Here is a 15,809-nt window from a genome sequence, read left to right as displayed (position 1 = left end):
ATTTCATTCCAGCTCAGCGGACAGTGAGCTCATCACCCCCGACCTCTGAAGCTGAAAAAAGGGTTAGATATTCTTGCCAGGAGAGTTCTTTTCTGATAAGATCGGTGGGAGGCAGAAAGCAAATGCCTATCTCTTGTGTGGAGACCCATGCCGATGGCCTCTGATGACCAGAACATGCATCGCCGTGCGCTCATCGCCAGCCTTATAGGGTCGTCTATCGAGTGGTACGACTTCTTCCTTTACGGAACCGTCACGGCGCTCGTCTTCGCGAAAAGGTTCTTCCCGGGTGGGGATCCCAACGTGGCGCTGCTCCAGGCCTACGCCACCTTCGCCATCCCGTTTTTCATCCGGCCCCTCGGCGGCATAGTCTTCTCGCACCTTGGTGACAAGGTCGGGCGGAAGGTGAGCCTGGTGCTGACGCTTGCCCTGATGGGATCGGCCACGGTGCTGATCGGGTGCGTGCCCGACTACCAGGCTATAGGTGGTTGGGCCCCGACACTGCTCATCGTGCTGAGGTTCGTGCAGGGGCTTGGACTCGGAGGCGAGTGGGGCGGGGCGCTGCTGCTGGCCATCGAGCACGCCAGGCCGGGGCAGCGAGGTTTCTACGGATCGATCCCGCAGATGGGCGTCACGGTCGGCCTGCTCCTCGGCACCCTCGCGGTGACGCTCGTCAGCCTTCTGCCCGAGGAGAGCTTCCTGTCCTGGGGCTGGCGGCTGCCGTTCCTGGCATCGGTCGTGCTCGTCTTCGTCGGACTGTGGATCCGCAAGGGCATCGAGGAGACGCCCGCATTCCGGGAAGCGCGCCACAGCGGCACGATCGCGCGCTTTCCCATTGCGCACACCTTTCGCTATCACTGGCGCGAGGTGCTGCTGGCCGTCGGTCTGAAGGTGGTGGAAACGGGACCCTTCTATATCTTTTCCACCTTCATCATCTCGTACGCAGTTAACCAGTGCGGATTCTCGAAAATGCAGGCGCTGAACGCCGTCACGATAGGCACCATCGTCAGCACGGCGCTCATCCCCATCGGCGGGGTTCTCGCCGACCGCCTGGGGAGGAAGCCTCTCTACATCGCAGGGAGCGTGGGCATCCTCGCGTTCGCATTCCCCTACTTCGCAATGGTGAACGCCGGCTCGGTGCCGCTGCTCGTCGGCGCCACAGTGATCGCTCTCGGCATTCTGTGGTCGCCCGTGACGGCCGTCCTCGGCACCCTCTACTCGGAGCTGTTCGCTACCAACGTCCGTTACACCGGCGTCACGATTGGTTACCAATTGGGGGCGGCGCTTGCCGGAGGCACCGCGCCGTTCGTGGCCACCTGGATGCTCGGGGCTTACCATAACTCCTCCATGCCGATCTCCCTCTACCTGGTGGCGTGCTGCGCAATTTCGCTCGCCTGCATTGCCACCCTGCGCGAGACGAAGGGATCCGAGCTCAACGCCGGAACGGCCGCGAGCGGGCGCGCGTGAAGGGGTGCGAGAGCGGTGGATCTATCTTTTTCGCACTCCTGAACGGAATAACTTGCCGTTTTTGTGAACAGTAAATGATGACCAGTCGGAGCTGAACTTTACCAGGAAAGAGTCAATTGTCCCCAGGTACCTCATGGTTACCCTGTACCCCTCTTCTGTTCTCTGCCAGTTTCCAGTCCACAGCGTGGGTGCTTCAACTGTGCCTCCTGCATGAAAAATCCACGGAACAGGATGTTGATTCACAATCCATGAGGTTTCATCCACCGGATCTCCTTTGGCCTCTTTCAGGAAGCACACATTAACCTGCTCAAGACAGGCAACAATCCAGGTGAGACCTGACGTAATATAAGCTGGTCTCTTTATAGTCTCACTTTTTACCGGATTTGTATTCCTGCTTTTCAAGCTTCCGTTATTGTTTCACCACTTAAAATCAAGATTAACACTGTTCCCGGTCTTGTTGAGAATCTGCAGAATATTCCCGCAGGGATGCCCTTCGCTCCCGGCCTCCTCCTCTCTTTCACTGAAAATGTCCCGCCCTGATGATGCCGGGCCTGCCATAATCACCGGCCTTTTCAGAAGGATTCGGTAACATTGATTTAACATAAAATTTCATTTATCAGGCTTTCTTGATTCTTTTTTGAGGCCTTTTTCAACGGGGGTAATGAATCCTTAGTGATAATTCCGGTGAGGAAGTGAAGCTATGGAAAGTGAAATCTCAGGTTTCAGGCAAGGCTCAATGCTCCATGAGAAGAATCCCTTGCCACCCCGCAGGTCACAGGACGGCCTGAAAGAGGAAGGTGCTCACACCGCCGGCACAGGTTCATCAGATGATTCAGCCCATATTTCCAGAGAGGGCCTGAAAGGTCTTGAAAGCAGCCCCCTCAGGTATGCTCCCCTCTCCCCCGAGCATCCTTCCCCCGGACCACGGCAGGCGGGGAGCGCCGAAACCCCGGTGACGAGTGACCGGGCGCAGGCAGCGGGGAGCGCTGCTCCCGATGCTCAAATCCGGCAGAGCATGCAGCTTATGAGCCATATGCTCGGCGCCATGGGCAACATGCTTTCCATGATGCAGTCAATGATGAGCATGAGGGGAGGGAAAATCGACTACCGCCGGAATACCGATGGAATCACGGCGGACAGCAGGATCACCGATACCCTCAAGAAAGAGCTGGGCGGCTACCGGTACGGCGGCGGCCTTGATTTTACCAGTTACGGCAGGCAGAGGGACGTGACCGGGAGCGACTGGGGCTCTGTGCTGACCGATATTCTGCAGCATATCCATAAGAGCGATCCCGACATGGATCCCTACGATATCAAGAATACATGGGCCCACGAAGCCACCCACGGGATTAACGCCTGCCTTACAGTCTATGAGGACAAATCGGGACAGGGCAGGTCGGGATTCTATGTAGGCAACGACAAAGCGGTGTTCCTTGATGATCCCGGGCTGAAAAAGCCCGTGGGCCAGTATGTGCCGGAGAGCCTGAAAGGCTATCGCTACGATCTCTATATCAAGGATCTCGGGAAGAATCCCAGATTTGATGAGCAGCAGGTCTTCAAGATATTTGACGAGTGGGTCGCTTACACGAACGGCAGCGCGGTAAGCCTTGAGCTCACGAAGAAGGGCATATACAAGGATCCCCCTGAGGATGCCGCGGCCGCTCCGCTTGAATTCACCGCCTATTCTTTTGCCGCAGCCATGGCGGTGGAAAAAGAGAACCCCGAGTTCTTCAGGAATAACAGGCAGTTCAAGGAGTTTGTCGCATGGCAGGGCATAAGGGCAATGGATCTCTTCCGTGAAAGCAAGGCTCAGAAGAATCTTGCGTGGCCGGGCCAGGAAAAATCTCTCCAGGACTTCCAGAGCAGCCCTGACGCGGAGCCTCTCCGCCAGTTCATCAGCAGGAATTTCGGAGAGGACTATTTGAAGCGCCTTTTGTACGGCGGGAAATGACGTCAAGGATCCTTCAGGTGAGAAGCGCTCCTTCATCAGAGTATGTCACGGAGTGGATCTATTCGGCCAATCAATGACATCTCATCTTCATCTCGGAGGATTCTGCTCCCCTATTTTCCCAGATCCTTGATCGCGAGATCCTTGATAATCCCTTTCTCCGGATCTACCTGGAGAATGAGGTGGTGACGGGGATCAGGTTTTCCGAAATAACCTCTCCTGGTCGTCTCCACCACAATTTCTTTTGTCTTTCCATCTAGAGGAATACTTATTTCGGCAGTCATCATGCTGTCCGTGACGATTCCTTTATAATTTACAATGACGTCCTGTGCGGGTCTCTTCTGATTTCCCCTATGGACGGCTATCTTCTTGAAGTCCGAAAATCCCTCCAGCCTGAACTGAATCCAGCCGGGAGCCTGGGAGATGCTTTCGAAGAGGAGGCTATTCCCCTTATCGTAAAGGGACTGGAAATACCTGATGGTAATGAGATTGTACCACCATTCATCCGGCACGGACTTCTTGCTGGCCTTCACATAATACCCCTTATGCCCGCGGACCGTCTTCAACCAAATCTTCCCGGCTTTGCCATAATTGGTGATCTTGACATCGGCGCAATAGCAGGTGTTTCCAAGAAGGCTTCTGTGCTTTTTTACCGTTTCAGAAGGTCCCCTCTTCATACCGGCTCCGGGCACACAAGTCCGGCTCCTCCCCCATCAATGTCCCCGCGGCTAACACCATATGAGAACCTTTCCGGTGAGAAAGTGAAGAACTACGCTCCCCTGAATTCGTTCAGAAATTTTCCACCTTTTGCACGAGTTTTCAGATTAGTGCAGAATTATCTATACTGACACCCAAAATAAACACCACCCAAAAATGGGGTTTATTTTGATAACAGAGCCATATACGCATGGTGTCCCCCTGAAAAATCGGGGACAGAGCCTGCCGATAATGAAGCAGAGCACGCTTTGCTTATGGTGTTTTAAGATCTGAGCTCGAGCTGGTACATTATTATGGAACCTGTAGACGACCAAGACAGCATTCAGAGTGAAATCAAGAGGCTCGAAGAGCTGTCCGGCCTGTTCCGGGTCTCTCCCGTGAATAAGCTCCAAGCTTCATGGACAGGAGTTCTTGAGGGGCAGCTTGATCCTGCCCTTTTCCGCGACAGGATCGCTTCGGAGAGAGAGCGATTTTCCGGCATTTATGAAAGATTCATTAAGATATACAATATAGAGGCGATCACTGGGAGCATCAGGGATGAGATGGATCGCCTGCATTTCTCTCTCACTCTCTATGGAAAGACTCTTGAAGAAATGGAGAGCTCTTTGGAGACTTATGATCCTCAGGTGATCGGAACGGGGCTGGGCAGGCTCTCCCAGTGTGTCCAGTCGGTAGTCTCATCGTACAAGGTGTTTCTTAATTTCAAGACAAAAATCTGCCCGCAGTGCCAGAGCAAGAACCCTGTCGAGGACTTGAAATGTCAAAACTGCAGCACTTTTTTCATTCTCACCGGGGAGGAGATACCCCTGAAATTCACCTCCCTCGCTGCCCTGAGCAGTACCATACCCGTCCCCAAGGGCACCTTCCCCCTGGCGGGGAGCCTGATCGAGGCGTATAAAAATTTCAAAGAGTATTCTTCCGGTTCGCTCACCAGGCGGAAATATGTCGAGCATCTGGATTGGCTCATTACCTCCTGCGAGCTGAGCCGGCGGAAACTGGAAAGGGCCCAGTACAGCGTGCCTCCTGAAGCGCTGAAATATGAAGATTTCAGGGCTGCAGAGCTCCTGTTTGACGCCATTGATTCAGGGCGGAATGCGCTGGAAAAGCTTCGTGACAAAATTTTTCTGGACGATCCCCGCGATTTATCAGCGGAATGGAACAAGCTCATACAGTCAGTCCATATGATTCTTCAATCAAAGTTCCCAGGGGGCACGGGCAATGAGCAGTAATAGCAGCGTGACTTTAACAGCTTGAGAATGAGGTCGTCAGGCAGCTCCAAGATCCAAATGTCTCAAAGGATTACGACAGATTCATTAAAGAGGCGATAGAAGCAGACTGGAAAAGAGATAGAATATGAGCATAGCAGAACACTATGGGGATCAGCCATTCAGGGCTCCAGGCGATGAATGGCGGCGAAAATAAGAGAACCCGACGCATCCATATTATGCGGCGGGCCTGTATGTGAATCGCTCTTGCTTTCCATGTAGGTCCTCCGGGTGAGGGCAACGCCTTTGCGTGCAGGTTCGGAGGACCATATCGTGAATCTTTTTACCTTCAATCTCCCTTCTCTGAGAACATTATATCCTTTTTGCGCCCTTTATTCTGTGCCGCACGGCACACAGCTCGAAAAGGCGGTGACTGCTTTTCCAGGGCACTGAAGTGCTGATTCATTCTTGATGCCGTATCTCTGAGTCCAATCGGGCGGGCAATCAGGAAATCCGGCCGGTCAGCCTTTTCTGATGCCTGAAAAACTGGTATAATAATCTGAGGGGATAATCTCTTTTCCTGTCATCAAGAGCGCCTGCCAGGATATGGGCTATGGGAAACACTCCTGGAACTTATGGAGGTATGGGCTGCAAGAGAAGTTCCAGGCCCCCCCGGCACAGTATGAATTCATAAGAAAGGAAGTGAGACAATGAAAAGCAAAGGATATTTCTCTATTTCAGTGATAATTATTGCAGCGTTTGCTGTGATTGCATGCGCGGGGGACGTCCAGGCCGACACGTTTGGGCTGAGACCGCCTTCCTTTGCGAACAAGACTCCGAATCAAATACCCCACTTGTTTAAAATTACCCTGACGACTGTCGGCTATACCGCTGCGTATCTCTATCTCGACAATAATACGGGATACTACTGGTCCTGGAACGATGCCAGAGGCAAATGGCTGACTTACTACCAATTGGCCGGCAGCGGCGGGTTCATCCGTACTGAAGATAATGTCAAGACCCACTTTGAGCGGGAGCAGTGGGGATCGGATGAAAAAGGAAGAACCACTGCCTGGGGATTTATCAGGAATCAGCGCGGTGAAAAGACGGGACAGAGATGGCATGCATTATGGGAGAATTAATGAGAGCTTCAGGAAGCTCGTCACACAGCGTGAGCTATTTTACATACTGCCGCAGGAAGCCGCGCGTGCGGCTTTTTTCATGGCGCACAAAGCGCAACAAAGCATGTTGAAAAACACTTCTGGCAGCTCATAATGGAACATTACCTGACGGTGTTTCGGTCTGCAGGCCGGGCATGCCGAGTATGCCTGCGGGGATATCGGCATGGGCGGCTGAAAAAGGGCAACCTGTGACTTTTCGCGAACTATCCTTGACTTGAGAATTCATCCTCACACCACTACCATGGAGAGGGACAGGAAGTTCCCGTAAGGAGAGAGGAGGCTTCCATGGAGCAGAAAGACATCTTTCCCGTGCTTGAGCGGGCTATCGAGCTGGGGGCATCTGATATTCATCTGGGAGCGGGAGGTCCTCCCCTTGTGAGAGTGAAGGGAGAGATAATTCCCCTCACCGACCTCGGTATCATCTCTCCCGATGATGTGAAGCATATGATCTACGGGATTCTTTACGACGAACAGAAGCAAAAATTTGAGGAAAGCTATGAGCTCGACGGCTCGTATAACATTCCGGGGCTCTCCAGGTTCAGATTCAACGTCCATATGGAAAAGAACGGTGTCGGTGCCGTTCTCCGCATCATTTCAACGGTGATCCCGGAGCCGGAAGAAATCCTTTTAGGCAAGGCAATCACTGACCTCATCAACCTGGAGAAAGGTCTTGTCCTTGTCACAGGCCCCACAGGCTCAGGGAAATCAACCACTCTTGCGAGCCTCATAGAGCTGATCAACAGGACCCAGAAACTGCATATCCTCACGATAGAGGATCCCATCGAGTTTGTTTACGAGCCGAAGCTCTGCCGCATCACCCAGAGAGAGGTGGGAAACCAGACTTACTCATTTGCAAACGCGCTGCGCTCTGCAATGAGGCAGGATCCCGATATCATACTCGTGGGGGAGATGCGCGATCTCGAGACAATCTCTCTCACCCTCACGGCAGCAGAGACAGGACACCTCGTCTTTGCGACCCTCCATACGAGTGACGCGCCTCAGACAATCGACAGGGTGGTCGATGTCTTCCCGCCTTACCAGCAACAGCAGATACGCGTTCAGCTCGCAGCATCTCTCAAGGCGGTCATATGCCAGACACTCCTGCAGAAAGCCGATGGGAAAGGGCGGGTTGCCGCCAGGGAGATTCTTCTCGCCTCCTCGGCTGTCTCCGCGCTCATAAGAGAGGGAAAGACCCATCAGATATACAGCGCCATAGAGACAGGGGGAAAGCTGGGGATGATCCCCCTTGATAAATCGCTTGCGGAGCTGGTGAAGATGGGCCTCACCAATATTGACGAGGCCCGCTCGAAAGCGCATGATGCGAGAAGTTTTGAGAGCTATCTGACGTTTTAGGCGAATCTTTTGCAAGGAGAAAACCCATGACACTCGATGATGCCCTGAGGTCACTCGTTCAGGTCGGAGGCTCCGATCTTCATATCAAGGTGGGTGCGCCATTGATGCTGCGCCATAAAGGAGATCTTCTTCCCTCAGACATTCCCCCTCTCTCCACAAGCGAGGTGCAGGAGATGCTCTATGCCGTCCTGACAGAAAATCAAAGGCACAGGCTGGAAACGGAACGGGAGCTCGATTTCTCCCGCGATCTCGAAAATGTCGCCCGTTTCAGGGGGAATATATTCTTCCAGCGCGGTGTGCCGGGCGCCGTGTTCAGGGCGATTCCCACGGTCATTCCCTCTCTTGACTGCCTGACAATGCCCAAGGTTATCAAGGAGTTTGCCGATAGTGAACAGGGGCTTATCCTTGTGACAGGTCCCACGGGGAGCGGAAAATCAACTACCCTTGCCGCGGTGGTAAATGAAATCAACGAAAACCACTATAAGCACATACTCACTATTGAGGATCCCATCGAATTTGTCCACCATGACAAAAACTGCACCATCAACCAGAGGGAAGTGGGCTCAGACACTCTCTCCTTTGCAGAAGCGCTGCGAAGGGGCCTGCGGCAGGATCCCGATGTCATTCTCGTCGGCGAAATGAGAGATCAGGAGACAATCAGGATCGCCATCACTGCAGCCGAGACAGGGCACCTTGTGCTTTCCACGCTTCATACGAACGATGCGAAGCAGAGCATCGACAGGGTCATCAACTCCTTCCCGCCGGAAGAGCACCATCAGCTGAGGATGAAGCTCTCTCTCTGCCTTCTCGCCGTCATATCCCAGCGGCTCATAAAGAGAATCGACGGACAGGGAAGAGTAGTCGCCCAGGAGATTATGATAAACTCTCCCACCATCAAGAAGCTCATCGAGTCCGGCAGAATCGGCGCCATCGACAAGGCCATTGAAGAATCATCGACATACTACAACATGCAGAGCATGAACCAGTGCCTCTTCGCTTTATGGAGGGAAAAGCTCATCGACGAGAACGAGGCCCTGGCCGTCAGCAACAACCCCAACGACCTGCGCCTGAAACTGAAGACCGCGGCTCATGCAAAAAAGATACAGGTCCCGGCTGAGGCGTGCAAGGATATAAAATAAGGAGAATTTCAATCCGGAGGGAGCCATGACAGAGGATACAGAACAAGGGTTATTCAGCAGCCTCAAGAAGGTGACCTTTTTTCAGCGTCTCAGCGACGAGGTCATCACGAAGCTCTGCGAGATTGTGTCCGAGGTAACGTTCCAGAAAGGTGAGGTGGTTTTTGAGGAAGGTGATGCCGGTGATGCCATGTACATCATTGTATCAGGGGAGGCAGCCATCCTTAAAATTGTAGATAAAGAGAAGAAGGATTATAAATCCCTGGGCATCGTTGCTGAAGGCGAGCTCTTCGGGGAGATGACGCTCTTTGACCTCCTCCCCCGGTCCGCCACCGTCATGGCAAGGAAAAACCTTCACCTCCTCAGGATCTCCAACTCGAATTTTCAGACCTTCCTCAGAGAGGACACGAAAAGTGCCGCCATCGTCCTCTTTGAGTTCGTGGCAATCCTGGCAAGAAGGCTCAGAGAGGGCGCACGGGAGCAGGTGGCGGTCTATGAGACAGGGAAGACGATTGCGTCATGCGCCAACGTCAATGAGCTGGTGAGCAGTGTTTTTTCAATCGTGCAGCAGGCGGTACCGACGGCCGATGCCGGCTTTATTGCTCTTTACAACAAGTTCACCGAGGAGCTGGACATCAAGATCAGCACAGGTTTCTCACCCGATGAGATGGGCGGCGGGACCCTCACGCTCGATGAGCCGCTTCTGAAGATTCTCATGGAGACCCGCCAGTTTCACGAGGGAAACCCTTCTTCTCAGCTTCTTATCAGGGAAGGCAAGTTTTCCGGGACAAAGTCTGTCATCGCTTATCCTATCTTCTCCCTTGATACTTTCATAGGTTTCCTGGCGCTCTTTTCCAGGACGAAGGAGCAGCTCTTCACGCTTGCCCAGAAGAACCTCCTGCTGGGGATATGCAGCCAGATTGCCCCGGCGATTGAGAATGCGGCGTACCGCAGAGAGGACGACGAGCGCATAAGGCTTCAGAGGATGAGATATTGAGCTTCATCTATGAGAGGTTGTGACAGCTTGAAGATATCAGCGCTCAAAGGATCTGTGTTCGTCATTATTCTCGTGATTGCTTCTTTTTCTCTCAACGCCCCTTCACTGGCGCAGAAGACCGCTCTCAATAAAGAAAAGGAACAAAGCAGCAGCGATAAAGCCGGAAAGTATCCGGCCCCCTGTCAGGCTGAGCTCTATGCGCAAGGGGGTGTTGACCTTTCAGTCTCTCAGGTGATAGAGGGGATAAATAAGCCCGGTGGAGTTCTGGCAGGCCTTGATATCGATTCCGCTGAGAGAACAGTCGTATTTCTTTTCAAGAGGCATGCCGGGTCAGCACCTGCAACTGTACCAAAGCATGAAATGTTCTATACTGCTCTAAGATTGCTGCAAGCCCATGGTGACATACCCAGCATTGGATTCACCCTTGACTATGTTTCCCCGCATGAGAGAGAAGCAAGCTGCAAAGCTGCTTTCAATGAAGGCATGCGGATGCTTGAAACCGGCTCCCCTGAGGGCTATTACCTGTTGAAAGACGTGACATTGCGCTTAAGGCCTGTCTATTATGGAGCTCCTCTCGAAGGGACTGCCATAGGGAAGGTGGTTCTTGATGCAGATCTGGCACTGAAGTCACTTCATTCGGGATTTGACTATCGTAACGGCAAAGCCCTTTTTTTATCTCCGAAACATAAGCAGCTCGTGATAGACTGCGTGAGAGCGCACCCGGAGACTTCCGGCAGTTTTGAGCGATGCTGGCTCTGTCTTGACAGAGCCGATATCAGCGAAGACTCCGGGCGCCTGCTGATTGAGGTGAAGATGAAAGCGAGAGTGGTTGCCCAGAAAATGAGAAAAGGCGAGATAATCGATGATGCAGAGCACACGAGAAAGGAATCAGAGGCTCTTGCAGACTACCTGTCAGGCCATCTCGAAGAGGCGAAGAAGCATTTCCCGGCTCTCGGAGACCTGGAGGAGCTGTACAGAATTCTTGTCCTGCTGGAAGTGCTGAAAGCGAAAGGGATTACGCTTCCCGACGACCCCTCGATTCATTTGAGGACCTACGAGAGTCCTGAAACCGTTAAGGGAAACGTCGCTGCATATATCTATTCTGACTCCGCCTACCTGTGGTGTCTGCCGGACCTCGGAGGCGTGGACCTCTCGGTATCGGGCAGTATTCACAGAACGGGAGCTGGGAATCGAACCTCATCAGATAAGGTTTCCCGCCTGTTTCAGATAAAGTACTGAACAATGGCAGGACAGCCTCTCCGGTCGCCCTGCTGCTTCATCGGGAAGGATCGGTGAGCTTTCCCATGAAGAGGATGGTGCCGGTGCTGTTTTCCCTTATCAGGAAGAGAAAGGGATGGTCGGCCCTGAAGGTAACGGGTCCTTCCTCCTCTCCAGAATCCAGGAGGCCCATCTCCACTTCCGTGGCGCCTGCCGCTTCAGTGCCCTCCTCGTTGACATCTATATAGGCTTTATGGACAATTTTCGATATGAACATGGATTTTGTCCCGTCAATCCCTGAAAAATCGGCGCTCCCGGCGTCGAAGGGAGCCCGCATTCCCATTTTGCAAAAGGTTTCTGTGAGATCATAGGAGGAAGTCGTCGAGAATTTCGGAAAGGAAAGATTCACCTTGCGGAGCCTGAGCTCAGAGCGCAGCACCTCGAGGTCCCCATAACTCAGGGATTTCCCGAGCTTTTTCAGGCTCCTGGCATCTTTCGGAAGCAGGACGAGCATGGAGAGCTTTCCCCTCCTGTAGGGAATCTCCAGGGCCTCGAAGTCCTTTCGCTTCGCGTATTTCAAGGTATCAAACTTGTACATCAAATCGCACTCAGCCTTTTCTTTGCTGCTTCTATGAAAGGGCTGCCTGCTGGTACGGTCCTTTTCAAACTTTGCGTCCCAGGTGCTTTTGAAGTATATCGCATTGGTAATGACAAGGTTCATGGCCGGGCTTACTCCTCCAGGAGCGATAAGATCCTTGATTTTACCCTTTGTCCCGTCTTCAACCCACTTGTTTATGACTGTTCTTGCGCCCTCGGCATCGTTTTTGAAATCAAGCTCCCCAAGGGCGGAATTGTAGTAGCTTTTTCCCTCTTCCAGAAAGCTGCTGAGAAAGGCATGGCCCTTCTGCCCCCAGAGCCTGTTGGCCACGACAAGCTCATAGGCGCCCCCGCGGCCCTCTTCATTGAGCTTCCTGTCAAGAGACCTGAAGCCGGAGTGAAACTCTCCGGGCGGATCACCGAAATGGAGGATCTTCTCCATCTCCCCTGCTGTCGCTCCCCTTGCCCCCAGGAAGGTGATGGCAAGCGCTGACGATATGCTGTAAGGTGAGAAGAATATATTACCCTCATCTTCCGACAGCATTCTATAAAGGTCAAGAGCAAGCTTTGAGTTGTCTTTTTCAATGGAGCCACTTCCTTCAGGGCCGCGAGAACTATGGGAGCCGCTGCTGTCAGGGCCAGGAGATCTCCGGGGGCTTCTCCCGCATCCAATGAAAGCAAGGCCCATGGCAATCAGCACAAGAAACGCTGCAAGACTTCTCTTCATACGAAAGCTTCCTTTATAAGTGATAGCTGGCAGACGGGGCTCCTGCGAAAACCCCGTCCCCATTTAGAACCCGCGACTGCGGGAAGCTCTGGTAGCAGACCAGGCGGGCGAAGCGCTCGGAACGCTACGACACCGCATTCGGGAACGCCGGGGGGGGGACCTCGTCAAGGGGGCGCCTCTTTCCGGCGCGACTGCAGCGCCTTTTTGACGAAGGGGGTCATCACCTTCCGGGCATAGTCGATGAACTGCTGAATCGATTCTTTCGGAACCGGGATTTCAGGATAGTAGAAGATGAGATGAGGGCCTTCGGCTTCCACGATCCAGCATACTCCGCTCTGATTGTTTGGAGGAAACCATTTGAGGCTCAGCATCGGCTTCTCCGAAAAGATCTCTATGAGCTCGGGGCGGAAAAAATCCTCTATGGCCTTCCTGTCAGGACCAGTAAGAAAAAAGCTCGCTGAAAAGTCGGGGTTCTCGCTGAAGTCGATATCGGGATCACGGCCGAAAATATTGAGATCCAGCAGTGATTGGCTCCGCAGGTAGAATTTCGGGAAGGGAGCTCCCTCGAGAGTCACCAGGGCCGCCGTCTTGACATTCAGCCCGCAGTGGCAGTTGGTCAGCAGGCCTGAAAAATGCGGCGATGAAAAGGTGCCGATATTCTCCACGTCTCCCGCCTGAAGGGGGGCGATGGTCCTGAATCTGAGTGGAGCATAGGGGAATGTTGACAGGGAGAACTTTGAGAATATCCCGAACAGCTCACCGGGTGTCGCAGTATTCCCGTGAGATCCGGCCTTCTCCATATCCAGCCTGATTTCTTCAAGCTCCATGAGAATCTCCGTCATCGACTGAAAGCGCTCGCCGGGATTGAGGGAAAGGCATTTCATGATGACGCTCTCAAGCGCGGGGGGAACAAGCGGGTTCTGCCGCCTGAGGGGCGGCATCTTGAAATAATACTGGCAGATGTCCCCGTCGGTGAGCAGGAAATAGAGAGTGGCGCCAAAGGAGTAAATGTCAGACCTCTGGTCTGACTGTCCCGAGCCGTACTGCTCGGGGGGAGAGAATCCAGGGGTGCCGAGAAACTGGGTATCCTTCAACTTATGGGGATTGAAGTAGCGGGCGATGCCGAAATCCACGAGCATGATCCTGCCCGTGGGCGCAGAGAGCATCACGTTGGAGGGCTTGAGATCGCGGAATATGATGGGCTCAGGCCTGTGCTCATGGAGGTACTCAATGATTGACGCAAGCTGAAGGGCCCATTCAATGACCGGCTCAGGCGCCAGGGCGCCCCTGCGCATGGCTTCCAGGTTCTTCCCCGGGATGAACTCCATGACAAGATAATGGCGGTCTTCGAGGGAGAAAAAATCTGTCACCAGGGGGAGGCCCGGATGCTTCAGGCACGTGAGCATCTCAGCCTCGCGGATGAAGAGCTCCAGAATGTGTGCGCGATCCTCAGGGCACATCCTTGCCTCCTCGATTTCCTTGAGAGCACGCCGGGTGCCGGGCTTATCCATCTGCTCGGCGAGGTACACCGTGCCATAGGAGCCCTTTCCCAGGACTTTATCGATCCTGTATTTGTTCGCCAGTATCATGCCGCTCTGCATAAATCCCTGCGTGTTACTCCCTCCCGGAGAATGGACTTACGTGCCTGTCCCGAAGAAATTATCGAAAAGCCTGTGTCACGGTAAAGGGATCGCGGCTGAGCAGGCCGTTCACCATTCGCCAGATTCCCAGGGGATTTGTGTCTTTCAGCTCATCGGGGAGCCGCGACTGCGGGAAGCTCTGGTAGCAGACCAGGCGGGCGAAGCGCTCGAGAGCCCGCCCCCCCACGGAGGTGGAGCGGCTGTCCGACGTCGCGGGCCAGGGTCCGCCATGGACCATGGCGTGGCAGACCTCGACGCCGGTGGGGAACCCGTTGCACACAAGCCGGCCGGCCTTTGTCTCCAGGGCCGCGATAAGCTCAGCGTGCTCGGCGAATTCCTCTTCGGTGCCGTGAATCGTTGCCGTCAGCTGACCTTCAAGGCTGCGGGCGATTTCCAGCAGCTCGTCGCGGCCTTGATAGGTGATCACCACTGCCGCCGGGCCGAATAGCTCTTCATGGAGCCGGGGATTCGACAGATACTCCCGCGCCCTGGTCCGGAACAGGGCCGCCCCTGTCACGGCTGCGGCATCTGCACCGCCTTCCGCCCGCAGCAGGGTGGCGACGCCCGCCTGTGCCCGGCAGTCGGCCACGCGCGCTTCGAAGGCGTGCCTTATCTGCCCGGTCAGCATCGTGAAGGAGCTCTGACCTGCCAACTGCTTATGAAGCCTGGCCACAAATGCTTCCGCATCAGAGGACTCGCGCAGGAAGATCAGTCCCGGCTTCGTGCAGAACTGCCCGGCGCTCCCTGTCAGCGACGCCACCAGGCCGTCCACGCGCTGCTCCCATCCGTCGCCGAAGGCGCCCGGCATAAAGAAGAAGGGATTGACGCTGCTCATCTCGGCGTAGACAGGGATCCGGTCCGGGCGGCTGGCGGCAGCGTCTATCAGAGCCTGTCCGCCCCGGCGCGACCCGGTAAATCCCACAGCCTTAATCTCCGGACGCTTCACCAGGGCGATGGCAATCTCAATGCCTGAATCGTATATCAGCGAGAATGTGCCCTCGGGCAGCCCGCAGGCCTTCACTGCCGCGACTATCGCATCTCCCACAAGCTCCGAAGTCCCCGGATGGGCCGGGTGAGCCTTGACGATCACAGGGCACCCTGCGGCGAAGGCCGACGCCGTATCTCCGCCCGCGACGGAAAATGCCAGGGGGAAATTGCCCGCCCCGAAGACCGCCGCCGGGCCCAGGGGACGGAGCATTGACCGGATATCCGGCTTGCGGCCCGGTTCCGTGGCGTCGATACGCGCGTCCACCCACGAGCCCTCCGCCGCGATTGATGCAAACAGCCTGAGCTGAATGCAGGTGCGTGCCGTTTCGCCCTGCACGCGGGAAGCCGGCAGACCGGTTTCCCGCATCACGCAATCCCACAGAGTAGGGCCGAGGGCCTCTATATTCACGGCGATCTGATCAAGAAAAGCGGCCTTCCTTGCTCCAGGCAGAGATGCCAGGCCCGTCGCCGCAGCTCTGGCAAGCCCAGCGGCGCGCTCAAGATCCTCGAGGCCTGCGCTCTGATAATCAGGTCCCACCGGCTCTCCTGTTGACGGATCAGTGGCTCTGAACCGTGCCCCGCCCTGCCTGCCGCGGCCGAATCCTATCATCGATGTGCCTGATAATGCTGTGCTCATAA

At 54.6% G+C, this 15,809-nt stretch carries 13 protein-coding genes; 8 read left to right on the top strand and 5 right to left on the bottom strand.

Annotation, left to right across the window (positions count from 1 at the left end; translation table 11 throughout):
• The first annotated feature begins 153 nt into the window (after positions 1-153).
• Positions 154-1,464, top strand: a complete 1,311-nt coding sequence (locus RDV48_25700; GenBank protein MDQ7826224.1) for an MFS transporter — start codon at positions 154-156, stop codon at positions 1,462-1,464.
• Positions 1,465-1,485: 21 nt separating this feature from the next.
• On the opposite strand, the gene RDV48_25695 is transcribed toward RDV48_25700, so the two are convergent.
• Positions 1,486-1,866 (bottom strand): hypothetical protein, encoded by a 381-nt coding sequence (locus RDV48_25695; protein MDQ7826223.1) that lies wholly within the window; start codon positions 1,864-1,866, stop codon positions 1,486-1,488.
• 298 nt (positions 1,867-2,164) lie between these two features.
• Here RDV48_25695 and RDV48_25690 point away from each other — a divergent pair, with 298 nt between their 5' ends.
• Positions 2,165-3,415 carry a hypothetical protein gene (locus RDV48_25690; protein ID MDQ7826222.1) on the top strand — a complete coding sequence of 417 codons (1,251 nt, stop codon included), beginning with the start codon at positions 2,165-2,167 and terminating at the stop codon, positions 3,413-3,415.
• 110 nt (positions 3,416-3,525) lie between these two features.
• On the opposite strand, the gene RDV48_25685 is transcribed toward RDV48_25690, so the two are convergent.
• Positions 3,526-4,089 (bottom strand): hypothetical protein, encoded by a 564-nt coding sequence (locus tag RDV48_25685; protein MDQ7826221.1) that lies wholly within the window; start codon positions 4,087-4,089, stop codon positions 3,526-3,528.
• Between the two features lie 333 nt (positions 4,090-4,422).
• Between RDV48_25685 and RDV48_25680 the strand changes: the two genes are divergently transcribed.
• The 6 genes from RDV48_25680 to RDV48_25655 all read left to right on the top strand — a co-directional run bounded on the left by RDV48_25680 (position 4,423) and on the right by RDV48_25655 (position 11,240).
• Complete coding sequence (locus RDV48_25680) at positions 4,423-5,358, top strand: hypothetical protein (protein MDQ7826220.1); 936 nt, start codon at positions 4,423-4,425, stop codon at positions 5,356-5,358.
• 686 nt (positions 5,359-6,044) lie between these two features.
• The gene (locus RDV48_25675) at positions 6,045-6,476 is read left to right on the top strand and encodes a hypothetical protein (GenBank protein MDQ7826219.1); all 432 of its coding nucleotides are present in this window, start codon (positions 6,045-6,047) and stop codon (positions 6,474-6,476) included.
• Between the two features lie 324 nt (positions 6,477-6,800).
• The gene (locus tag RDV48_25670; GenBank protein ID MDQ7826218.1) at positions 6,801-7,868 is read left to right on the top strand and encodes a type IV pilus twitching motility protein PilT; all 1,068 of its coding nucleotides are present in this window, start codon (positions 6,801-6,803) and stop codon (positions 7,866-7,868) included.
• A gap of 26 nt (positions 7,869-7,894) precedes the next feature.
• Complete coding sequence (locus RDV48_25665) at positions 7,895-9,007, top strand: type IV pilus twitching motility protein PilT (protein MDQ7826217.1); 1,113 nt, start codon at positions 7,895-7,897, stop codon at positions 9,005-9,007.
• Between the two features lie 25 nt (positions 9,008-9,032).
• Positions 9,033-10,001 (top strand): cyclic nucleotide-binding domain-containing protein, encoded by a 969-nt coding sequence (locus RDV48_25660; GenBank protein MDQ7826216.1) that lies wholly within the window; start codon positions 9,033-9,035, stop codon positions 9,999-10,001.
• A gap of 489 nt (positions 10,002-10,490) precedes the next feature.
• On the top strand, positions 10,491-11,240 hold the full coding sequence (locus RDV48_25655) for a hypothetical protein (GenBank protein MDQ7826215.1): 750 nt from the start codon (positions 10,491-10,493) through the stop codon (positions 11,238-11,240).
• 37 nt (positions 11,241-11,277) lie between these two features.
• Here the strand turns inward: RDV48_25655 and RDV48_25650 are convergent, their stop codons facing one another.
• From RDV48_25650 to RDV48_25640, 3 genes are all read right to left on the bottom strand, one after another.
• Positions 11,278-12,543, bottom strand: a complete 1,266-nt coding sequence (locus RDV48_25650; protein ID MDQ7826214.1) for a serpin family protein — start codon at positions 12,541-12,543, stop codon at positions 11,278-11,280.
• A gap of 164 nt (positions 12,544-12,707) precedes the next feature.
• Positions 12,708-14,132, bottom strand: coding sequence for a serine/threonine-protein kinase (locus tag RDV48_25645; protein ID MDQ7826213.1), 1,425 nt, complete (start codon positions 14,130-14,132; stop codon positions 12,708-12,710).
• Between the two features lie 70 nt (positions 14,133-14,202).
• On the bottom strand, positions 14,203-15,807 hold the full coding sequence (locus RDV48_25640) for an aldehyde dehydrogenase (NADP(+)) (GenBank protein ID MDQ7826212.1): 1,605 nt from the start codon (positions 15,805-15,807) through the stop codon (positions 14,203-14,205).
• Positions 15,808-15,809 lie beyond the last annotated feature (2 nt).

Source organism: Candidatus Eremiobacterota bacterium (assembly GCA_031082125.1).
In the GTDB taxonomy this organism is placed as follows: domain Bacteria; phylum Vulcanimicrobiota; class CADAWZ01; order CADAWZ01; family Ess09-12; genus Ess09-12.
The sequence above is the reverse complement of the archived record's forward strand: the minus strand, read 5'-3'. Positions and strand labels throughout refer to the sequence as shown.